Annotated in this window: 19 protein-coding genes; 12 read left to right on the top strand and 7 right to left on the bottom strand. The window is 40.9% G+C overall.

The genetic code is table 11. The features are described 5' to 3' along the window. Positions 1 to 62 precede the first annotated feature (62 nt). The 3 genes from prfC (at position 63) to RMY64_RS08735 (ending at position 5252) form a co-directional block, all read left to right on the top strand. Positions 63 to 1688, top strand: coding sequence for a peptide chain release factor 3 (prfC, locus tag RMY64_RS08745; RefSeq protein WP_322671988.1), 1626 nt, complete (start codon positions 63 to 65; stop codon positions 1686 to 1688). Between the two features lie 109 nt (positions 1689 to 1797). Next, on the top strand, positions 1798 to 4071 hold the full coding sequence (locus tag RMY64_RS08740) for a M48 family metalloprotease (RefSeq protein ID WP_322671989.1): 2274 nt from the start codon (positions 1798 to 1800) through the stop codon (positions 4069 to 4071). A gap of 674 nt (positions 4072 to 4745) precedes the next feature. After that, positions 4746 to 5252, top strand: a complete 507-nt coding sequence (locus tag RMY64_RS08735; RefSeq protein WP_322671990.1) for an RNA-binding protein — start codon at positions 4746 to 4748, stop codon at positions 5250 to 5252. A gap of 266 nt (positions 5253 to 5518) precedes the next feature. Here RMY64_RS08735 and RMY64_RS08730 read toward each other — a convergent pair whose 3' ends face one another. Beyond that, on the bottom strand, positions 5519 to 5680 hold the full coding sequence (locus RMY64_RS08730; protein WP_322699831.1) for a hypothetical protein: 162 nt from the start codon (positions 5678 to 5680) through the stop codon (positions 5519 to 5521). A 29-nt stretch (positions 5681 to 5709) separates the two neighbouring features. Here RMY64_RS08730 and RMY64_RS08725 point away from each other — a divergent pair, with 29 nt between their 5' ends. From RMY64_RS08725 to RMY64_RS08715, 3 genes are all read left to right on the top strand, one after another. Further along, the gene (locus tag RMY64_RS08725) at positions 5710 to 6150 is read left to right on the top strand and encodes a SufE family protein (RefSeq protein ID WP_322671991.1); all 441 of its coding nucleotides are present in this window, start codon (positions 5710 to 5712) and stop codon (positions 6148 to 6150) included. Positions 6151 to 6349: 199 nt separating this feature from the next. Then, positions 6350 to 7090, top strand: a complete 741-nt coding sequence (locus RMY64_RS08720; RefSeq protein WP_322699830.1) for a DUF1963 domain-containing protein — start codon at positions 6350 to 6352, stop codon at positions 7088 to 7090. Positions 7091 to 7209: 119 nt separating this feature from the next. Then, on the top strand, positions 7210 to 8115 hold the full coding sequence (locus RMY64_RS08715; protein WP_322699829.1) for an alpha/beta hydrolase: 906 nt from the start codon (positions 7210 to 7212) through the stop codon (positions 8113 to 8115). A gap of 80 nt (positions 8116 to 8195) precedes the next feature. Here the strand turns inward: RMY64_RS08715 and RMY64_RS08710 are convergent, their stop codons facing one another. Beyond that, positions 8196 to 9545 (bottom strand): HEAT repeat domain-containing protein, encoded by a 1350-nt coding sequence (locus RMY64_RS08710; RefSeq protein ID WP_322699828.1) that lies wholly within the window; start codon positions 9543 to 9545, stop codon positions 8196 to 8198. A gap of 306 nt (positions 9546 to 9851) precedes the next feature. Between RMY64_RS08710 and RMY64_RS08705 the strand changes: the two genes are divergently transcribed. The 3 genes from RMY64_RS08705 (at position 9852) to RMY64_RS08695 (ending at position 12322) form a co-directional block, all read left to right on the top strand. Further along, the gene (locus RMY64_RS08705) at positions 9852 to 10823 is read left to right on the top strand and encodes a GTP-binding protein (RefSeq protein ID WP_322671994.1); all 972 of its coding nucleotides are present in this window, start codon (positions 9852 to 9854) and stop codon (positions 10821 to 10823) included. A gap of 86 nt (positions 10824 to 10909) precedes the next feature. After that, the gene (locus RMY64_RS08700; RefSeq protein ID WP_322699827.1) at positions 10910 to 11971 is read left to right on the top strand and encodes a WD40 repeat domain-containing protein; all 1062 of its coding nucleotides are present in this window, start codon (positions 10910 to 10912) and stop codon (positions 11969 to 11971) included. Between the two features lie 78 nt (positions 11972 to 12049). Then, on the top strand, positions 12050 to 12322 hold the full coding sequence (locus tag RMY64_RS08695) for a hypothetical protein (protein ID WP_322699826.1): 273 nt from the start codon (positions 12050 to 12052) through the stop codon (positions 12320 to 12322). 101 nt (positions 12323 to 12423) lie between these two features. Here RMY64_RS08695 and RMY64_RS08690 read toward each other — a convergent pair whose 3' ends face one another. Next, positions 12424 to 12648, bottom strand: coding sequence for a hypothetical protein (locus tag RMY64_RS08690; RefSeq protein WP_322699825.1), 225 nt, complete (start codon positions 12646 to 12648; stop codon positions 12424 to 12426). Positions 12649 to 12651: 3 nt separating this feature from the next. Between RMY64_RS08690 and RMY64_RS08685 the strand changes: the two genes are divergently transcribed. Continuing rightward, positions 12652 to 14256: an NAD(P)H-quinone oxidoreductase subunit N gene (locus RMY64_RS08685; RefSeq protein ID WP_322699824.1), complete on the top strand. Its 1605-nt coding sequence runs from the start codon at positions 12652 to 12654 to the stop codon at positions 14254 to 14256. Between the two features lie 85 nt (positions 14257 to 14341). On the opposite strand, the gene RMY64_RS08680 is transcribed toward RMY64_RS08685, so the two are convergent. From RMY64_RS08680 to RMY64_RS08665, 4 genes are all read right to left on the bottom strand, one after another. Next, on the bottom strand, positions 14342 to 15733 hold the full coding sequence (locus tag RMY64_RS08680) for an ATP-binding protein (protein ID WP_322699823.1): 1392 nt from the start codon (positions 15731 to 15733) through the stop codon (positions 14342 to 14344). An 86-nt stretch (positions 15734 to 15819) separates the two neighbouring features. Then, a complete protein-coding gene (locus RMY64_RS08675; protein WP_322684909.1) occupies positions 15820 to 16362 on the bottom strand; it encodes a methanogen output domain 1-containing protein in 543 nt (180 codons plus the stop codon). A gap of 250 nt (positions 16363 to 16612) precedes the next feature. Then, a complete protein-coding gene (locus RMY64_RS08670) occupies positions 16613 to 16741 on the bottom strand; it encodes a hypothetical protein (protein WP_322684910.1) in 129 nt (42 codons plus the stop codon). A gap of 42 nt (positions 16742 to 16783) precedes the next feature. Further along, complete coding sequence (locus RMY64_RS08665; protein ID WP_322699822.1) at positions 16784 to 18103, bottom strand: response regulator; 1320 nt, start codon at positions 18101 to 18103, stop codon at positions 16784 to 16786. Between the two features lie 636 nt (positions 18104 to 18739). Here RMY64_RS08665 and RMY64_RS08660 point away from each other — a divergent pair. Together RMY64_RS08660 and RMY64_RS08655 are read left to right on the top strand one after the other, a co-directional pair. Further along, a complete protein-coding gene (locus tag RMY64_RS08660) occupies positions 18740 to 19774 on the top strand; it encodes a terpene synthase family protein (RefSeq protein WP_322699821.1) in 1035 nt (344 codons plus the stop codon). 157 nt (positions 19775 to 19931) lie between these two features. After that, positions 19932 to 21329 (top strand): cytochrome P450, encoded by a 1398-nt coding sequence (locus RMY64_RS08655; RefSeq protein ID WP_322672062.1) that lies wholly within the window; start codon positions 19932 to 19934, stop codon positions 21327 to 21329. The last annotated feature ends 25 nt before the right edge of the window (positions 21330 to 21354 follow it).

Below are 21354 nucleotides of genomic sequence, written 5' to 3'. Positions count from 1 at the left end.
TTAAGATTAAAAGACTTACCAGAGTCAAAAAAAATTAAGCTAGCTAACAAACAAATACATTTATGTCTACTGAACTTCAGTCTGAACTTATTCAAGCAGTCGAACTTCGCCGCAACTTTGCGATTATATCTCACCCTGATGCTGGTAAAACTACACTAACTGAAAAGCTACTCCTGTACGGGGGTGCAATTCACGAAGCTGGGGCAGTCAAAGCGCGACGGGCACAGCGTAAGGCTACCTCTGACTGGATGGCGATGGAGCAACAACGGGGTATTTCCATTACTTCCACAGTGTTGCAATTTGAATACCAGAATTGTCAAATCAATTTATTGGACACTCCCGGACACCAAGATTTCAGTGAAGATACTTATCGCACCCTTGCTGCTGCCGATAATGCAGTGATGTTAATTGATGCGGCAAAGGGTTTAGAACCGCAAACCCGCAAATTGTTTGAAGTGTGTAAGTTGCGGGGTATCCCAATTTTTACATTTATCAACAAGCTCGATCGCCCCGGAAGGGAACCTCTGGAATTGTTGGATGAAATTGAGCAAGAATTGGGATTGCAAACCTATGCAGTCAACTGGCCGATTGGGATGGGCGATCGCTTTAAAGGTGTTTTTGACCGACACAAACAACAAATACACTTGTTTGAACGCAGCGCCCACGGCAGCCGAGAAGCCCGCGATACAATAGTGGAGTTAGGCGATCCGAGAATAGAAGAACAGCTAGAACAAAATCTGTACTATCAACTGAAAAACGATCTAGAACTCTTAGAAGGAGTTGGCCCAGAGCTAGATTTGCAGTTGATACACGAAGGCAAAATGACGCCTGTGTTCTTTGGTAGCGCCATGACTAACTTCGGGGTAGAGTTATTCCTCAAGTATTTCCTCGACTATGCCCTTAAACCCGGTTCTCATGTTAGCAGTGTTGGCGAAGTTCCCCCTACATACCCAGAATTTTCGGGGTTTGTCTTTAAACTGCAAGCGAATATGGACCCGAAACACCGCGATCGCGTTGCATTTATCCGGGTTTGCACTGGTAAGTTTGAAAAAGATATGATGGTGAATCACGCCCGCATTGGTAAACTCATCCGTCTATCTCGCCCGCAAAAACTTTTTGCTCAAGAGCGAGAATCGATTGATGTGGCTTATCCTGGCGATGTGATCGGTTTGAACAATCCTGGTGTTTTTGCGATCGGGGATACAATTTACACGGGACAAAAGCTCGAATATGAGGGGATTCCGTATTTCTCGCCGGAACTGTTTGCATCTTTGAGGAATCCCAACCCCTCGAAATCTAAACAATTCCAAAAAGGCGTTGCGGAATTGCGAGAAGAAGGTGCTGTGCAAATTATGTATTCAACTGATGAAGCCAAGCGCGATCCAATTTTGGCGGCGGTGGGTCAGTTGCAATTCGAGGTAGTACAGTTTCGTTTACAAAATGAGTATGGTGTAGAAACCATATTAGATTTATTGCCCTACAGTGTCGCCCGTTGGGTTGAGGGTGGTTGGGAAGCATTAGAAAAAGTGGGACGAATATTCAATACCACTACAGTTAAAGACAGTATGGGACGACCAGTGTTGCTATTCCGCAATGAATGGAATTGTCAACAGTTATTGGGCGACCATCCAGAGTTAAAATTAAGCGCGATCGCTCCAGTATTTTCTAGTCAACAACCAGTGGAATAATTCACTTGATGTGGCTCTAACTGGGCGCGGTTGATTTCCACGGCATCCGAGGTTCGCGCTTTTGCACAAACGTGGATCATTTAGAAGAGATTGGAGTGCCAGAATTTGTATGCCTTCACATGCCAAACCATCTTTGGAGGCTGGTTTAGTTGCCCTCAAGCAGGGAAATTACCAAACAGCGATCGCTCAACTAGAACCTATTGCTAGCAGCCATAATGGGACTGCTAGCTTACAAGCTCAGGTTGGTTTAGTGATGGCTTATGCTCGCACTGGCGAAGTTTCCAAAGCGATCGCTATTTCCCAGAATCTCATTGAGAGTAACAATCCGCAAGTTCAAGAGTGGGCAACACGCGCTCTCGAACACCTGACAAAACGTAAAAAATCCGATCGAGAATCAAAAAAAGTCGAAACTGGATTTGTTCCCTTTGAGAATTCAACGCCAGCAGATTCAACCCCCATTACTCCCCCGGAAACTCCTACATCAGAGGAAAAACCAAACGATCGAGTCATAGAAACCAAAAGCGACGACATCCCGCCGATGGTGCCACTAGCTAGACTCAAAGCGACATTAGCGACACCGCCACCACCGCCACCATTGGCTACACCCCTAAGCGGCTTCATGGGTTCTGTTACCCGCACTCAAGCCAAATTATTCGGCGTTATTTATTGGCGGCAAGCACAACGAGCCAAAGCATGGCAACCACTACGTAAACCAAAATTAATTCCCTTGCGGCTACTATCGGCAGGGACATTTATCGCCCTGTTTTGGGTAATACGAGAAATCCTCAAGTTGGCATTAGGATTAATCAACCAGACTTTAGTCAAACTACCTTATCTGGAGCCAATACAGTTTTTATACCAAGATCCTACTCAACTGTTGCTGATCGCATTGGTGATTTTAATCGGGGTATCACCTTGGTTGCTGGATCTGCTACTGGCGAACTTGTATGGTCAGCGAGAATTTCCGAAAGATGTATTGAATACTCATAGCCGCGAAGCTGTTCGGGTGCTACAACGTTGTTCCCAACAGCGGCACTGGCCGTTACCCAAACTGCGGATTTTACCAACGGCTGCACCAATTATTCTGACTTATGGTAGTTTACCACGTAATGCCAGGATTGTTGTGAGTCAAGGGCTATTAGAGCAGCTGGCAGATGATGAAATCGCCATTATTTACGCCACGCAGCTAGGGCATATTGCTCACTGGGATTTTGCTGTAATGTCTTTGTTGCTGTTGGTTACACTACCAACTCACAAGCTATATCAGCAAGTGTCGGAGTTGGGAGACAAAATATCAGCGAAAATTTGGCGTTGGCCAGTGACAATTCTGGCAAGTCTAATTTATGGAATTTGGTGTTTGCTGACTGGAACTGGATTGTGGTTGTCGCGGTTGCGGCTTTATTATAGCGATCGCGTCGCTGCTGAAATTACTGGTAATCCCAATGCTCTGATTCGCGCTTTACTCAAAATTGCCATTGGCATCGCCGCTGATATCCAAAAACAAGAACACACCAGTTGGCAACTGGAAAGCTTAAATCTTTTAACACCAGTCAGCTACCAACAGAGTTTATCTTTGGGCACTATTGCCAGTAATCTATCTTTTGAATCCTTTTTAAAGTGGGATACGGCCAATCCCTATCGCCGATGGTTTACGATTAATAATAGCCATCCTTTAATGGGCGATCGCATCGAACGCCTCTGTCAAATAGCCCGTCACTGGCATCTAGACACCGAACTACATTTTGATAGCGTTCCATCAAAGGTTAAGCGTCAGTCTTTTCTATTACAAGTCGCTCCCTGGTTGGGAATTCCTCTAGGGGTTCTGTTTGCAGCTTTCGTCTGGCTAACCTGGCAACTAGCATTCACACTCAAGTTTTTAAATCTAAAGTGGATATATGAAGATTGGTCTTTTATTACAGGCTGCCTTCTGATTGGCTTTAGCATCGGTACTGTGATGCGGATTAATTCTTTCTTCCCCGATATTAAACCTGCCACCGTACAAACTGACGACAGCTTACCCAACCTGTTAGCTGACCCTTCTGCCTTACCTATTGATAGCGTCAGCGTGCGTCTTGTGGGTAAATTATTAGGTCGTCAAGGCACTAGTAACACCCTAGCGCAAGATTTAATCTTGCAATCCAGCGCAGGTTTGGTGAAATTGCACCACATTTCTTGGCTAGGACAGTCAGTCAATCACCAGGATCTAATCGGGCGGCAAATTATCGTCACAGGTTGGTTCCGGCGAGGAGCAACACCTTGGATCGATATCCAAACCCTAGAAACTCAAAGTGGTAAAACCATTCATAGCCCTCATCCTATTTGGTCTACTTTTTTAGCTGTTGCAGCACAGGCTTGGGGCGCATACGTCTTTCTAACTGGTTAGTCATTGGTCATTGGTCATTAGTCATTGGTCATTAGTCATTAGTCATTGGTCATTGGTTATCAACAAAGGACAAAGGACAAATTGGAATGTAAAGAAAAGTTGCAGGTTTCCTTAACAAATGTTACATTTATTTACACAAACAAGAGCAACCGACATAACTCAGCATCACCGCTTAGTTGTGGATTTAGGTGCTTTTTCCCCGCTCTATACCTTTTTATCCTCCCAACACAGCAGCAAATTAACCAGCCACTGGCTGGTTTTTGTTTCAAAATATGCTCACTTGCATAAAAAAATGTGTTTTATGTTACGATCTAGTAATAGTAATGCTGAAAATGTAGGCGCTAAACTAGCTACGTAGAAAATACCGTGGTAATGTAAGGAATGGTATTTGATTCTGCGAAAAAGGGCATAGAAGAAAGCGTGTACTTTAGCAGGCAATAGGCTATTAAATTTACAATTCTTAGAATTAAGGTGTTATTAACTCACCATTAGTGTGAGCCTTTGGATTAAACAAGCTTGATCCCGACGAAAAACTGTATTGTTGTATAAGTTGACAGTTTCGAGCAAAAAAATTGGTTTATGGCAGTCTTGGTCAATAGCATCTATTTAAAAGCCAAAGCTAAGTGATTGTTTTCTTGCCTTGCCATGTTCATTCAACTCTGGAGGTATAGTTCATGTCCGTTCGCCTATATATAGGTAATTTGCCTAAAGATGAAATAGATCGTCAAGATCTGCAAGCCGTTTTTGCAGCAGAAGGTGATGCTGTAACTACTAAATTAATTAAAGACCGCAAAACTGGCAAATGCCGTGGTTTCGGTTTTCTTACAGTCAACAATGACGAACAAGCTGACGAAATTATTGAAAAGTATAATGGTCAGATGTTCAAAGACACTCCCATTAAGCTAGAGAAGGCATTACCTCGCACAAAGGGTGAAGAGGGCGACGAGCAAGCTCCTAAACCAGTTACTCTTGCTAATAATAGTACGCCAACTCCTGCCCCCAACAGAGAAGGTAGCCGTCGTGAGAAAAGCTCTAAGAAGCCTCGTCGTGGCGGCGGTGGCGGTGGTTCTCGCGAAACCAGCACCACAACCACCGATTCAGACGCTATTCGTCCAGATCCGCGTTGGGCTTCGGAATTAGAAAAGCTGAAGCAGATGTTAGCTGCACAAACTACGAATTAATCGTTAAGGGAGAGAAGTTAAAAATTAAAAATCAGAATTTTTTTTTGATTTTTAATTTTTAATTATTGTTGATAATTATCTAGCTGCTTGGTTAAATATACTTGCAGCTAATTTTGTAAGTGCGTAAGCATCGCATTGTCAAATCGTGGAGAATTGAGGGTTGAAATTTCAACGCAGAGGGACGCAAAGGTAAGCGCAGAGGTACGCAGAGAATATGCTACGAAGTTATATAGTTTTCTATTTAGAATAAAATTAAGTTTTTGTAATTAAAGGCATTGAAAAACCTGGACGATGGGGATGCGATGCCTAGGTTGGGCTGTGCCTACGCAGTAATTAGCTGGATTTGATAAATTAGAGTCAGTAATGGCAAGCTTGATAATGCCAAGAGAACCAGAGGCGCGATCGCTTTCAAGATAATCTACACTCAAGGTGATACCGATCGTTTGCAGCTTCTGTTATGTCCTCAATTCTAGATTCTTTGCCACCTGCGCTCGCTAAAATTGTCCAGCGCTTTCAACGCGCTTCCGAACCGAAACGACGCTACGAACAGCTAATCTGGTATGCTCAGAAGCTCAATGAGTTCCCAGAAGCTGATAAATTACCCGAAAATAAAGTTCCTGGTTGCGTGTCTCAAGTTTATATCACAGCAGCTTTGGATGACGGTAAAGTTGTATTTCAGGGCGATTCCGACTCCCAATTAACCAAAGGATTAGTCGGGCTTCTGGTTGAAGGATTACACGGGTTAACGCCAAGTGAGATTGTCCAACTTACTCCAGATTTTATTCAAGAAACAGGTTTAAATGTTAGCTTGACACCTTCCCGCGCTAATGGATTTTACAACATTTTTAAAACAATGCAAAAAAAAGCATTGGAATGTAAGTTAGATTTACCTAGCTAAACAGATAAGTGTAAATAATTATGGTTCTACCTCAGCAATAACATTTGTATGTTGTACTCGATGCATCAAGGCTTTATAACTTATTTTGTCAAAGTCTTGTGTAAAGGTGAAGCGTGTCACGAAGCTGACTAGGAGATTTAGGATGTTTGTGGCTGACCTTAGCTATTATCTGGACAATTTCAGAACTGATTGAATAAGGATGGACGTAACAAACTTCTTGCGGATGTTTGAGCGAACACCAATCGCATTACACCAAGACTATTTATGTCGTGTTCTCCGCCCCGCGATAGAAATTATCCGATCTGACTCTGGCATTAACTTAGCTGGAAGTCATTATAATGGATCGCCTGATTTGCCAGAAAGGTTCGAGTGGCCAACTCACCATCTAGGACTTTACCGCTTCCTTGGCCAGTTTAACTTTGCAGAAATTCCACAAGTTAATGCTGGTTTGCCTGAGCGCGGACTATTAAGCCTTTTCGTAGCTGATGACCCTGATGGCGAAAGCGATATTTTTTGGGGAGATGCGGACTATATTCATGCAGAATTCTTTAGTGACATAACAAAACTTGTTCCTACTGTACCGCCTGATTTGGTTGCAAGAGGCTCAAGCTGCACAATCACATTTAGACAGACATTCGATCTTCCCTTTGACGAATATCAAGTTGACGAGTGGCCATTTCAGACAGATGAGCTATGTGCATCTTATGGCGATCTTCGGAATGCTTTACACCAGAGTGATGACTATCTTCTCGGATATCCATCGCATTGTACTCTTGCATATGATCCAACTCCGGGAGCAGAGTGGATTTCGCTATTTACAGCTAATTCGGATGACGAATTGGCCTGGAATTGGAATGATGGTGATAAGCTCATGATCTTCATCGAGATTGAACGACTCAAAAAACATGACTTCTCAAATCTAAGAGCGGACGCTGGTTAATAGCCAATAAATAGGGCTGACAATGGCTATTTTATGGCTGCATAGGCAGCCCCAAGCGGACTAGATGAAAATGAAATAGCCCTGCTTTACCCCTGACTTTTAATAATAAATTTAGTCTTATGTCAACAAATTTATTATCTACTTCTGTTGCTACTGGCTTTGGTGGAGTAGTTCAAGAATATCTCTGGAATTGGGAAAATCAGCAATTGCGCGTTGTTTATGAAACCCTTGGTAAAGGTTCACCGTTATTGCTACTACCATCTTTCAGCAGTGTTTCGACGCGTTTGGAAGTCGGCGAACTTGCCAAGTTACTAGCTCCCAATTTTCAAGTTGTAGCCATAGACTGGCCTGGATTTGGTGAATCTTCTCGCCCTAGTTTGAATTACCGACCAGAAATATATCAGCACTTTCTGGAAGATTTTGTCAAAGCTATTTTTAATACTCCCATTACCGTGGTGGCGGCTGGTCATGCTGCTACATACGTTTTACAATTAGCTGTCAAACAGGCTGCTTTCTCAAAAATTGTATTGTTGGCTCCTACTTGGCGTGGGCCTTTACCAACAATGGGGGCAAGTCAACAGATAGCTGGCGTTGTGAGAGAATTGGTGCGATCGCCTATACTTGGTCAAGTTCTCTACAAACTCAACACTACCCCATCCTTTTTAAGTTTCATGTACCGCCGTCATGTTTTTACTGACGCGGCTAAAATTACACCCAGTTTCATTGAGAAAAAGTGGCACACGACTCAACAACCAGGAGCGCGATTTGCATCTGCTGCCTTTGTAACTGGTAATCTCGATGCTGTACGCGAACAATCTGATTTTTTGGAACTTGTAAAATCTTTAACCGTACCGCTCATGGTAGTAATTGGAGAATCCAGCCCCCCTAAATCACGAGAAGAAATGAACGCTTTGGTAGCCTTACCAGGAGTGAGAAGCGTTGTCATTCCTGGTTCTTTGGGATTGCATGAAGAATATCCAGCAGTTGTTTTAGAAGGAGTTCAAGATTTTTTGTTCTCCCGATAAAATTCAATCCTCATACCAAGACGCAAAGAATCATTTTGCGCCTTGGTGCGAGATTAAAATTAGTTCAAACTACTGCTTCCCTACCTTGGGCGGGTTTTAGAAAACAAGCGGGAATCTTTTTCTTTTTTGAGGAAATTAAGAGAGCGACGCAAACGTTTTTTTCCTTCTGCAAATCCAAATAAATTTGCATACTCAGACTTGGGATTTTCTACAATATTTAAAGCCGTTTCTAAGTAGGATATGGCGAGATCCACTTCTTGATTAGATAGCTTAGTTGCGTTATCTTGCCAGCTTTCAGCGATGCGTCCCAAAGCTTCTTCTGCATTATAGCTAAACTCCGGTTTCTTCAAAGCTTCAATAAGCACCGGGACGGCTGTTGCTGCTTTTTCTCCCATGCTTTCTAAGGCAGAGGCAGCACTTGAACGAACCTGAAAGTCCAAATCATTTTTCAAAGCTTCAATAAGTGCGGGGACTGCGGTTGCTGCTTTTTCACCGATGAATTTCAAAGCATAGGCAGCATTTGAGCGAACTTTTGCATTTTTATCCTCTTTTAAAGCTGTGATGAGTACAGGCACGGCTTTTACTACTTCTTCACTCTTGCGTTCCCAAATACCAACCCTTCCCAAAATAGAGGCAGCACTTATACGAACCAAATCATTTTTGTCTTTCAATGCTTGGATAATTACAGGAAATAGCGATGTTGTATCTTTCGCCATATTACTCAAAGCACTAGTAGCATTTGATCGCACTTGCTCGTTGTCATCTTTGAGTGTTTCCATGAGTACGGGAATTGCTGCTTTCAGTTCGTTTGTGAGTTTGACGTTAAAGTTGTCATCGCTAGAATAAGTAAAACTCATAGATCGAAAAGCTATGAGCGCAGCTAACCGCACTTCCGTATCACTGTCTTTGAGTGCTGCAATGACAACGGGGATGACTGCTTTCACGTCAGGGGTAGATTTATTTAAGTCGTTGCCAGCAATGCTAATCAAAGCTGAGACAGCACAAACGCGAACTTCCGCATCTGGATCGTTTTTTGAGGCGGTAATTAAGTTTGGAATTACCTGACTAGCTACTTTTTTATCAATGCTTCCCAACAGGTGAGCAGCATCGGCACGCAGTTTTGTATCCTGGTTTCGTAACGCTTTAACTAAATCAGAAACAGCTTGTGAACCAATTCTTTGCCTAGCTCTAGCTGTTCTTTCAGAGCCACAATAATTCCTGTTTGGTTCTTGGTAACTTGAAACACTCAGTGTGCGCTCCTTCTCTTGTCCCCAGGCGTTGCCCATCGGCAACATAGATAACCAAAGGCATAAAAATGAAATTTCTAATGCCACTTGAAATTTAACTAAAAAGCTAACTGGAATAAATGCAGATGCTTGACCTGTTTGAGTTACTTGCTTTTTCGAGCAGCTAGTGTTTTTTGAAACCACCACGCTTCTCCATCAAAGTATAGTTTTTTATGTGATGATTATCATAGATTTCCTCATATTGTCAAGCTACTAACCTGCAACTTACGGTAGAGTGGACTAGCTTAGATGCAATATTCCTACCAAGCTATGCCAACTTATAAATATTTATTACTTATTACAGATGCACAAAAATAAAGTGCTTCTTGATTAAATTATGTGATTATTTTGCTGAAACCCAAAATAACAGCAAGTTCGCACAAAAATATAAAAAGATTTATCATGGGCGATAATGATTATCCACAAGGTGAGACAAGAGGAATTTAGAGTATGGTGGCTGACGTAATCAACAATTCAGTTCCCGTTACTGTTCTTACAGGCTATTTGGGAGCAGGTAAAACGACTCTACTCAATCACATCCTCACCTACGAACATGGCAAAAAAGTTGCTGTGATTGTTAATGAATTTGGGGAAGTGGGTATTGATAATCAATTGATTATCGATGCAGATGAAGAAATATTTGAAATGAACAATGGCTGTATCTGTTGTACAGTACGCGGCGATTTAATTCGCATCATTGGCAATTTGATGAAGCGGCGCGATAAATTCGATCATTTAGTAATTGAAACAACTGGATTAGCCGATCCTGCGCCAGTGATTCAGACATTTTTTGTTGATGAAGATTTGCAAAGTCAACTGTCTCTCGATGCAGTGGTGACAGTCGTAGATGCCAAGCACATTTGGCAGCACTGGGATGCAGACGAAGCCCAAGAACAGATTGCTTTTGCCGATGTAATTTTACTTAATAAAACAGATTTAGTAGCGCCAGAAGAGTTGAATGAATTAGAAAAACGGATTCGGGCGATGAATGCGATCGCAAAAATCTACCGTACCCAAAATTCTGAACTAGGAATGGATGCTTTATTAGGTGTAAAAGCCTTTGATTTAGAACGCGCATTAGAAATCGATCCAGATTTCTTAGGCGAAGATGCCCACGTACACGATGAAACTGTCTATTCTGTAGCTTTAGTAGAAGCAGGTGCAGTTGATGGAGAAAAATTAAACGCTTGGCTTTCGGAATTACTGCGTACTCAAGGCCCCGATATTTTTCGGATGAAAGGCATTTTAAATATTGCTGGAGAAGATAATCGATTTGTCTTCCAAGGGGTACACATGATATTTGATGGCAAACCCGATCGCCCCTGGAAACCCAGCGAAACTCCTAAAAACGAACTAGTCTTCATCGGCCGCAACCTTGATGCAGCCCAACTCAAGCAAGATTTTCTCGCTTGTTTAGCGTAAATAAAAAGTTAGGAGTTAGGAGTTATGAGTGATGAGTTAAAAATTCCTAACTTCTAACTTCTAACTCCTCACTCTTGTAGAAAATTATGAACACCACAACCAGCAAATCTAAGGAATTTGAACAACACTATTCGGGGACACTTTCAGATTATGTAACTGCGATCGCTTGGTCGCCACAAGGTCAAACTTTAGCAGCAACTTCCGCCGCTGGAGAAGTAGTTTTGTGGAATGATGGCGAACTCACAACCTTACAAACTGGTAACGCTAAATCAGTAGACTGTCTAGCTTTTTCACCAGATGGAAAATTTTTAGCCGTTGGCGGACAAGATGGACAGGTAAAAATTTGGCGCGACACTGAATTAATCGCCACGTTAGAAAATGCTCCCGCATGGGTTGACAAGCTAGCTTGGAATTACACCAGTAACCAACTCGCTTTTAGTTTGGGGCGTTACGTCCAAGTCTGGGATGCAGAGACTCGTGAAATTGTCGTGACGCTGAATTTCGACAACTCTTCAGTACTGGGTATAGATTGGCGCATTGATGGGCAGTATTTGGCTATTGGTGGTTACAAAGGAATGAAGATTTGGCATAGTCAAAACTGGGATGAAGAACCATACAGTTTAGATATGACTACTGTCAGTTTAGCGATGGCTTGGTCGCCCGATGGTAAATTCCTGGCTTCTGGCAACATGGATCGTAGTGTCACCGTTTTGGAATGGAACAACCCCGATCCTTGGGTGATGCGCGGCTTCCCTGGTAAAATTCGCCAATTGGCATGGTCAGAAGCTATGACCAAAGTAGGTGCGCCAATATTGGCATCTTCTAGCGTTGAAGGTATTGTAGTCTGGGAAAAGCTAGAGGATGATTCATTAGGTTGGGAAGCACGAGTATTAACTAATCATGTGGGTGTGATTAATGCGATCGCCTTTGCACCCAAAAGCTTCCTTCTGGCTTCTGCTGCTGCTGACGGCTGGTTATGTTTGTGGAACCAAGCCAAAGAAGTATCCCAAATTATCACAGGTGTCTCTGGAGGATTTTCTAGCCTAGCTTGGCATCCCCAAGGTAAGTTATTGGCCGCAGGGGGTGAACAGGGCGAATTACTTGTATGGTCAAAGGTTTTGCGGGGTCAAGGATTCGGGCGTAGTTGAGCAATACTTGGTAATTAAAATTGAAGCTGGGCAATTTATTAGCTATGCTGTATCAGCAAAGCTATCTTTGTGTGAATTATGAAAATTGTCAAACTGATTTTACTTGCCTGTCCCGCATTTCTGATATCCATGCTGCTGGTAGTCAATCCAGCAAACGCATCTAGCCTAAAATCTACATACGCTACCCAAATTATGACGGTAGTATCTACACAACAAATTCCCGATCTGGCAACACCAAACTTGATTCAAACATCTCAGCCGATTATCGATCGAGTTGGTTGTAATTGTGCCAACTGTGTTCAGTCTAAATTTCAGTCGCTACAAGGCAAGCTGCCATCCGCCGATTTTTAATAAATTTAGGAGTTATGAATATTGTACGGGCACAGCATTGCTGTGCCCTTATTAATTTTATGAGCTTTTTGTCGGTGGCGATCGCATCGGTTGCGGCATAATTATTTATGATATTCGCTAAAAGTCACGCCTGAAAAACGAAGTAGGAAAGTTGTTAAGTGAATCTCTGGATACTGAGAAAGCTGCTGGTAAGCTGGTGAAGTTGGTGCAATCGCTATCTGCACCCAAGCTGTTAAGCTCTTGTTAAAAGAGCTAGTCCGGGGATTAGAAAACTTGCTAGAGTGAACAGAGTTAGCCTTAATGTCTAATCCCCAAAACCTATACATCTCATGGATTTTGCTAATATTGCATCCCAGTTAAACGCTGGAACGATTTTGCCAGAGGGGATTGTTATTCTCACCCTCTTGGGGGTTTTGATTGTTGATTTGATTTTGGGGCGTACATCTGGACGCTGGATTGGATATCTAGCGATCGCAGGTTTATTTGCTTCGATTGTCGCCCTATATTTTCAATGGGACTCTCCCAATCCTATCGGTTTTACCGGTGGCTTTAATAGTGATGACTTGAGTATCGTCTTTCGCGGTATTATTGCCTTGTCTGCGATTGTGACTATACTGATGTCAATTCGCTACGTTGAGCAGAGTGGCACCTCTTTAGCAGAATTTCTCGCTATTTTGCTGAGTGCTACTTTGGGAGGGATGTTTTTATCCGGGGCTAGTGAGTTGGTGATGATTTTCATCTCCCTAGAAACCCTGAGTATCTCCTCTTACTTGTTGACAGGTTATACCAAGCGTGACCCCCGCTCCAACGAAGCGGCGCTGAAATACTTGTTAATTGGAGCTTCCAGTACAGCAATATTTTTGTACGGTGTATCCCTGCTGTATGGACTATCTGGAGGACAAACCGAACTTAGTGCGATCGCTAATGGCATTGCCACAGCAAAAGTGGGACAATCTTTAGGTTTAGTGATTGCCCTGGTATTTGCGATCGCGGGTATTGGCTTCAAAATCTCCGCTGCACCCTTCCACCAGTGGACACCAGACGTTTACGAAGGCGCTCCCACCCCAGTCATCGCCTTTTTATCTGTCGGTTCCAAAGCAGCTGGTTTTGCCTTAGCCATCCGCTTGTTAACAACAGCCTTCCCCCTTGTTGCTGACGAGTGGAGGTTTGTCTTCACAGCTCTAGCCGTTCTCAGCATGATTTTGGGTAACGTAGTCGCCCTAGCCCAAACCAGCATGAAACGGATGCTAGCTTATTCATCGATTGCCCAAGCTGGGTTTGTGATGATTGGCTTGATTGCTGGTACTCAGGCAGGATACGCCAGTATGATATTCTACTTACTGGTTTACCTGTTCATGAACCTGTGCGGCTTTACCTGCATCATTCTGTTTTCACTGCGGACAGGAACCGACCAGATTGCCGAATACTCTGGCTTATATCAGAAAGACCCACTCCTAACACTAGCGTTGAGTATCTCCCTGCTTTCCTTGGGTGGTATTCCACCATTAGCTGGGTTTTTCGGCAAGATTTACTTATTCTGGGCTGGTTGGCAAGCAGGACTTTATTGGTTAGTTTTGCTGGGCTTAGTTACCACCGTCGTCTCCATCTACTACTACATTCGCGTAGTTAAGATGATGGTAGTAAAAGAACCCCATGAAATGTCCGACGCAGTGAAGAATTATCCCCAAGTGCGTTGGGATTTGCCTGGGTTAAGACCTTTGCAGGTTGGGTTGGTGGTAACATTTATTGCCACTTCTATAGCAGGGATTTTGTCAAATCCACTGTTTACGCTGGCTAACAACTCTATTTCCCATACCGCATTTTTGCAAGCAACAATCAACACTAATGTAAAAGCAGAAAATCCACTGCTTTTACCAAAGTTAGATTCGGTTAGTCAGTCGGAATCCTCTGTTGATTCTACTGCCAAGATATAACTGAGTCTCAACCAGATTTTGTAATCAAAAACACGCCTGTTTGCTAATTAGCATACAGGCGTTGTTATATCTTTTAACTTAAATTTTATAAAGCTGATTGAATAGGTATTTTAATTACAAATTCTGCACCTTTTTCTGGAATAGAAAAACAGTTAAGTTGCCCGTTATGTTTTTCAACTATAATTTGATAGCTTATATATAGCCCTAGTCCAGTACCTTTACCCACAGTTTTAGTGGTAAAAAACGGATCGAATAGCTTTGAGCGAACTTGTTCATTTATCCCCAAACCATTATCAGCAATACTAACTTCTATCCATTTTTCATCGATTAGCTCAGTTTTAATTTGAATTTGGGGATTATTATTTATCAGTTTTTGACTTTCAGTTTTTTGTGTATTTACTTCTGAATACTGACTGTTGAGCGCTGATGCTTCCAGTGCATCGATTGCATTAGCAAGAATATTCATAAACACTTGATTGAGTTGACCAGGATAGCAAGTTACATTTGGTAGCTGACTATATTTTTTGATGACTTTGATTTCTGGGTACTCATGCCTAGCTTGCAGGCGATGCTCCAAAATCATCAAGGTACTATCAATTCCTTCATGAATATTGACTTGCTTAAGTTCTGCTTCATCCAGCCTGGAAAAATTACGTAGTGATTTAACAATTTCCTGAATGCGTTCTGCTCCCACTTTCATGGATTGGAAGAGTTTGGTTATATCTTGAATCAAAAAATCTAAGTCTATTTCTTCTACTTGCTGTTGGATTTCTGGAAGAGTATTTGGAAAAGCTTGTTGATAAGCTTCGATTAATTTCAGTAAATCCTGAGTATATTTATGAGCGTGGTGAAGGTTCCCATAAATAAAACTCACGGGGTTATTAATTTCATGAGCAATACCAGCGACCATCTGACCTAAACTAGACATTTTCTCAGCTTGGATAAGCTGAGTTTGGGTAAGCTTTAGCTCATTTAGTGTGTCTTGTAAAGCAGTTGTACGTTCCTCGACCCGAATTTCTAGCTCTTGATTCGCTTTCTTGAGCGCTTCCTCTGCTTGTTTCCGTCTCTGAATTTCTTTGGCTAACTCATCAATTTTTTCGTTCAAGAGAACGAAATTACTGCTGGTCAGAGTTCTATTTTCCAAGCGTAAGAGAATTAAAGCTGAAGATTCAGGAGACCAAGGTTGAATAACGGCTCCTTGGCTACGACATATTAACGTTTGTCCATCATTCTTTCGTAAAGTCAAAGAGCCAATCACCATTGCCCTGCTACTTGAACAAGCTTGCAGATACTTTACAATATCGTTAGCAGGCTCAGTTACAATTTCAAAAAGTATTTTTCCCTGCAATTCTTGACGGCGTAACCCCAACATATCTGCTAATGGTTGATTGGTAGCTAACAGCTGACCCTCTCCACTTACCAGAAGTAAAGGTTCTGGTAAAACTCTGGCAAATTCAAGAAATTGTTCAGGAGTCATGGGGCTTCTACTTTCACGGTTTGACTCTACTTTACATATCTGCACTAAGCTTAATCCTGGAGTTATTTTGTTCGATAGTGAAGGATTTACACAGATTCTAGTCCCCTAAAGTATTCTCGACCTTCTGCATCTTCTGCCTCTTCTGTAAGTTTTAAGTAAACAATAACTTTACATCCAGAATTACCTTCTGCTATTGTCTCTTGCAATTCTACTTTTGCATATCCTAGATTATTAGCTGCGATCGTTCCAAAAACGTTTGAAGTCATCATGCACATGGCAGGGCGATTAATTACTTTATCGCCAAATGGGCAAACGCGGTTGCCAAAGACAATTTTTTCATCATTCTGCTCAATGACATAAAAATCGCCCTGGATTCGTTTTTTTAAATCAATCAAGACATCAGCTACCTGCCTACGAGAAAGGTTAGATATCTCCAGGGCAGATTTATAATCTTGGTTAATCTGCCTTCCCATCCTTTCACCAACAACGCTAATAAATCCCGAAGCTTCTTTTAAACCCACTACATCCTGCAAAGTACCAGATAATTCTCTGATTAGTGTACGTAAAAATATGTCGCGTTCTAAAGAAAGATTAAGCGTAGCTATTGAGTCCTTGGGTACATCGATCATAAATTTTGAGAATACAATCTTGGAAGTACACTTATAGAGTTCCCCAAAATTTCTCTAAAGTAACTACTTAATCTTTTTATTTTGAGAATTTAATGTTTGCTTTTGGTTCTAATGAAAAAATGTCGATAAGAAATTATGAGCCTTATCGTTGTGACAGTTTACGGTTTTGCATAGTCTCTTCTAGGTTAAGTCCCCATTATTTTTTCTAACCCTCCTTCAAGAGTGGGGAATTAGATCGAGTCTTAAAAGGTTAGCCAGCAAAAATAATCCCAGCTTTTGGTATATCTTTTGCAATAGAACTGGCACATTGCTGAAGAATTTCTTCAACTGCTGCAAGAGAATCTGGATCGTTACTGTGGTCTACTACTGCCTCGAACATAAATTTATTTATTATGTTAATAAATGTAGCTTACTATAATTATTAAATAGGAAGTTTAATGATAAATTCTGAACCTTGCCCTATTGATGAATTTACCTCTAGAGTTCCTCCATGTTTTTCGACAACAATCTGACGAGCAATTGATAAGCCTAATCCTGTGCCTTGACCCACAGGCTTGGTGGTGAATAAATAGTCAAAGATTTTTTGTTGGACATCAGCCGACATTCCCACGCCATTATCTTTAATCCTAATCGAGATATAATTTTTATCTTCAGTGAGAGTGGTTTGAATCAAAATTTGATTAGGATTTGCATCAATTTCCATATAGGTAAGTCCTATATTAGACTCCTCTAAAGCATCAATAGCATTAGCTAATAAATTCATAAATACTTGATTGAGTTGTCCGATAAAACATTCTAATTCTGGCAATATATCGTAATCTCTAATTACTTGAATATCGGGTCGATCTTCGGATGCTTTTAAACGGTGTTTTAGAATCATAATTGTACTGTCTATACCATCATGAATGTTGCAATACACTTTGCGATCGCTATCTGCTCGAGAAAAGGTTCTCAAGCTAGTACTAATGTTGCGAATGCGCTGAATTCCCTCTTTCATTGAGGAAATTAAATTAGGTAGATCGGCAAGTATATACTTCAAATCTATCGCTGCAATTTCCTCTTGAATTTCTGGAACTGGATTAGGATAGTGTTCCTGATAAAGGTCAATAATGTTAATCATGTTTTGGAAATATACTGAAGCGTGTCCAAGATTGCCATGAATAAAACCAACTGGATTATTAATTTCATGAGCAACTCCTGCTACTAATTGACCAAGAGCAGACATTTTTTCCGTCTGTACAAGCTGAAGTTGAGACTCTTGTAAGTCTTTTAATGCCCTAGATAATGCTGATGTCCTTTCTAAAACTCGTTTTTCTAAAGTTTTTGTGAGATTTCGTAATTGAAGATGGGTTTTAATTCTAGCTAATAATTCTTCTTGATGAAAGGGTTTTGTGATATAATCAACTGCTCCTATATTTAGACCCTTTACCTTACTATGAGTATCAGAATTAGCTGTCATAAAAATTACGGGGATATCACAAGTAGCTGAATTTTCTTTTAGTCTTTTGCAAGTTTCAAATCCATCTATTCCTGGCATCATCACATCTAATAAAATTAAATCGGGAAGTTGAAATTCAACCTGTTTAAGTGCTTTTTCTCCATCATTTTCTGTGATAACTTTAAAGCCTACATTAGTTAATGTATCAAAGACAATTTCTAAATTAGTAGTAGTATCATCTACCACTAAGATTAAACTATCTTCTGGAGTATAAAGCATTTTCATATCTGGTTTTTCATTCATATATTTAAATTAATTTTATTCATTGTTAGTTATTGCCTTTTGCCTTGCGATCGCAGCTAATTCCCCTCTATTTTATTGGTAGACAGGCTGCCAATTTATCGTCTGACAACCCTATAGTTCCCAAAAACTCTGATAACAGCAACATTTTCACGCTAAATTGCCTATAGCTTTGCGTTGGGGCAATCGCTAATGGACATCGATACGCCAAAGTTTAAAATCCTTTTTTATAAAGGCGATCGCTCTGAAATTAGTTATTTATACCCTTGTCTTTTTATAAGAGTAGCGCTATCAAGAAAAATATTGTTGATGCCATAAGTTAATTTTTTCATTTAGTCAACAGTGTTTATCATGAGTATTCCTAGATGTAATTTTTTTTATAAAAAAATATCATTTTAGACAATTACGGTATATTTACGGTTATTTTTTTTTAAAACATAGAACAATATTGTTTAACTTTAAAAATACTCATGTAGATTTACACACTACTAACAGTACGGTGACGTAAATACGATCTACACACTGTATATATATGGTGTTACAGTGAGTTATTTTCAAAAGTTTTTATAGGCTCTCTATGAGTCTATTGATTTTATTATCCTGTACTTTATGTTAGTTACTTCTAACTAATATATTTCTATGAAGGAATTACTTTCCTCCGATTTATACTGTCCATTTTCATCCCATATCAATAAGCATATTGATGTTTTAGAAGAGTATGCTCTTGAATGGGTAACTCGCTTTAACCTACTGGCAAATGAATCAGTTTATCGACGTTTCACCAAGTCAAATTTTTTCAAGCTCGTAGCAGGTGCTTATCCTTACTGCAATCTAGAAAAAATAAAGATTGCCAGTGATTTGTTCAGTTGGCTGTTTATTTGGGATGACCAATGTGATATGTCAGATTTAGGCCAACAACCTGAAGCACTTAAGCTTTTTCACCAAAGATTTATTGAAGTACTAAATGGAGCAGAACTTACAAGCAAGGATATACACCTTAGCTATGCTTTAAGTGACCTACGACAACGGATGCTCCAAATAGGGAGCATAAAATGGTTCGATCACTTTGTTTTTAGCTTTGAGGAATACTTCGCTGGATGTGTACAGGAAGCAAGTAACCGCGCACAGGAAATAATACCGGATATTGATACTTATATCAGAATACGAAACTTAAGTTCAGCGGGGGATCTTACCGTAGTATTGATTGAATTTTGCGATCAATTGCTGATTCCTGATATTTTACGACAGCACGAGATTTTCAAAAAACTCAAGGAGAAGACAATTAATATTCTTGCCTGGTGTAATGATATCTTTTCGTATTCTAGAGAAATGGCAAGTGGTGATGTTCACAATTTAGTATTAGTATTGTACTATCAACAGCGACTACCTCTAGAAATAGCGATTAAGCGTGCAGTCGATATCCACGATCGAGAAGTACGAGAACTGATCGAACTAGAAGCATGTCTGCCATCTTTTGGAGAAGAAGTAGATGCTGAACTTACAAAGTATATTTCAGGAATGTATGCCTGGATACGGGGCAATCTAGATTGGTATTTTAATTCCGATCGCTATCAAACTATAGAAAGACTGGAGTTAGTAGAAACTTTAGAGCTAGATAAATCTCAAAGCAATATGCAAGTACTTTCAAACATGAAAGTTTTACTACCATCATAAGTAAAAATATACTATCTCAGAGAATATTTTTCACGATGCTCCCAACGATTTTTTTAAAGGTGTTGGGAGCATCTAGAATTTTACTGCTTCAAAGTTAATCAATATTACCCCATAACTAACAATACAAAAATAACGCAATTTCAGTATGAAAAATCAAATGCAACTACCTAATCCACTAAAAACTCCCCCTTTGCTCCAGAAAATCCAGTGGGTTGCAGACCCCGTTAGTTTTATGGAAAATGCAGCTCAGCAATATCCTGACATTTTTACTGCTGAGGTAATTGGTTTTGGGGAGACTGTGGTTTTTGTGAACCATCCTCAAGCAATTAAGGAAATTTTCACTAACGATCGGAAGAAGTTTTTATTCGTTGGCAGAGGGAACAAAATATTTGAACCCTTAGCCGGGGAATATTCACTCCTCATGCTGAACGGTGAACACCATAAACGGCGGCGAAAACTCACAATGCCTTCCTTTCATGGCGACAGAATGCGAGCCTACGGCTCTTTGATTTCTAATCTCACCGAACAAGTCTTTAGCCAGTTACCACTAAATCAGCCCTTCTTAGCTCGTACTGCAATGCAGGAAATTTCTCTGCAAATTATTTTACAAGCTATTTTTGGCTTGCATAAGGGAGGACGTTACGACAAAATCAAGCGCTTAATGGCGTTGCTTTTGGATCTCTTTAGCTCACCCTTTACTTCTAGCTTCCTTTTTTTCCCCTTCCTGCAACAAGATTTAGGAGCTTGGAGTCCTTGGGGATGGTTTCTGCGTCAACGGCAACAAATTTATGAATTGCTTTACGCTGAAATTGCCCAACGCCGGGAAGAACCTAATCCAGATCGCATCGATATTTTATCCTTGCTGATGTTAGCGCGGGATGAAGCGGGTAATCCGATGACAGATCAAGAGTTGCGTGATGATTTGATGACACTGATGGTAGCAGGACATGAAACAGTGGCAACAGCAATGGCTTGGGGATTGTATTGGATTCATCATTTACCGAAAGTCCGAGATAAATTGCTTCAAGAACTTGATTCCCTCGGTGATTCCCCAGATCCCATGAGCATTTTCCAACTACCTTATCTCACAGCTGTTTGTAATGAAACATTGCGAATTCACCCGATCGCAATGTTCGCGTTCCCCAGGATAGTCCAAGAACCCTGTGAACTACTAGGACATCCTTTAGCTTCTGGAACATTACTGGTTCCCAGTATTTACCTGACTCATCAGCGTGAGGATTTATATCCGCAGCATCAGCAATTTAAACCAGAACGCTTTTTAGAACACGAATTTTCTACTTATGAATTTTTGCCCTTTGGTGGTGGAGTTCGTCGCTGTATAGGTGAAGCTTTGGCTATGTTTGAAATGAAGCTAGTATTAGCAAAAGTACTGTCAGGCTATCAACTTGCTCTAGCTGGTAAGCGGCCAGAGCATCCTCAACGTCGAGGTTTTGCACTTGCGCCTGCTAATGGGGTGAAGATGGTAGTTACAGGACGACATGTGCGTGAAGAGCCTCGAGTGAATATGACAACTACATCCACATCGGTCTTTTAATAATCTGTCAGAGCGATTTTAATAA

The organism is Nostoc sp. DedQUE08 (assembly GCF_034530895.1).
Lineage (GTDB): Bacteria > Cyanobacteriota > Cyanobacteriia > Cyanobacteriales > Nostocaceae > Nostoc.
Note: the sequence above shows the minus strand (reverse complement) of the source record. Positions and strands in the feature narration are given on the sequence as shown.

Bases quoted from the DNA above. Each gene is read 5' to 3' on its own strand.
- RMY64_RS08675 (WP_322684909.1), bottom strand. From the start codon at position 16,362: ATGATCGATGTACCCAAGGACTCAATAGCTACGCTTAATCTTTCTTTA.
- RMY64_RS08670 (WP_322684910.1), bottom strand. From the start codon at position 16,741: ATGTTCGAGGCAGTAGTAGACCACAGTAACGATCCAGATTCTCTTGCA.
- RMY64_RS08695 (WP_322699826.1), top strand. From the start codon at position 12,050: ATGAAAATTGTCAAACTGATTTTACTTGCCTGTCCCGCATTTCTGATA.
- RMY64_RS08740 (WP_322671989.1), top strand. From the start codon at position 1,798: ATGCCTTCACATGCCAAACCATCTTTGGAGGCTGGTTTAGTTGCCCTC.
- RMY64_RS08735 (WP_322671990.1), top strand. From the start codon at position 4,746: ATGTCCGTTCGCCTATATATAGGTAATTTGCCTAAAGATGAAATAGAT.
- RMY64_RS08700 (WP_322699827.1), top strand. From the start codon at position 10,910: ATGAACACCACAACCAGCAAATCTAAGGAATTTGAACAACACTATTCG.
- RMY64_RS08665 (WP_322699822.1), bottom strand. From the start codon at position 18,103: ATGAATGAAAAACCAGATATGAAAATGCTTTATACTCCAGAAGATAGT.
- RMY64_RS08725 (WP_322671991.1), top strand. From the start codon at position 5,710: ATGTCCTCAATTCTAGATTCTTTGCCACCTGCGCTCGCTAAAATTGTC.
- RMY64_RS08720 (WP_322699830.1), top strand. From the start codon at position 6,350: ATGGACGTAACAAACTTCTTGCGGATGTTTGAGCGAACACCAATCGCA.
- RMY64_RS08660 (WP_322699821.1), top strand. From the start codon at position 18,740: ATGAAGGAATTACTTTCCTCCGATTTATACTGTCCATTTTCATCCCAT.
- prfC (WP_322671988.1), top strand. From the start codon at position 63: ATGTCTACTGAACTTCAGTCTGAACTTATTCAAGCAGTCGAACTTCGC.
- RMY64_RS08690 (WP_322699825.1), bottom strand. From the start codon at position 12,648: ATGTATAGGTTTTGGGGATTAGACATTAAGGCTAACTCTGTTCACTCT.
- RMY64_RS08705 (WP_322671994.1), top strand. From the start codon at position 9,852: ATGGTGGCTGACGTAATCAACAATTCAGTTCCCGTTACTGTTCTTACA.
- RMY64_RS08655 (WP_322672062.1), top strand. From the start codon at position 19,932: ATGCAACTACCTAATCCACTAAAAACTCCCCCTTTGCTCCAGAAAATC.
- RMY64_RS08685 (WP_322699824.1), top strand. From the start codon at position 12,652: ATGGATTTTGCTAATATTGCATCCCAGTTAAACGCTGGAACGATTTTG.
- RMY64_RS08680 (WP_322699823.1), bottom strand. From the start codon at position 15,733: ATGACTCCTGAACAATTTCTTGAATTTGCCAGAGTTTTACCAGAACCT.
- RMY64_RS08715 (WP_322699829.1), top strand. From the start codon at position 7,210: ATGTCAACAAATTTATTATCTACTTCTGTTGCTACTGGCTTTGGTGGA.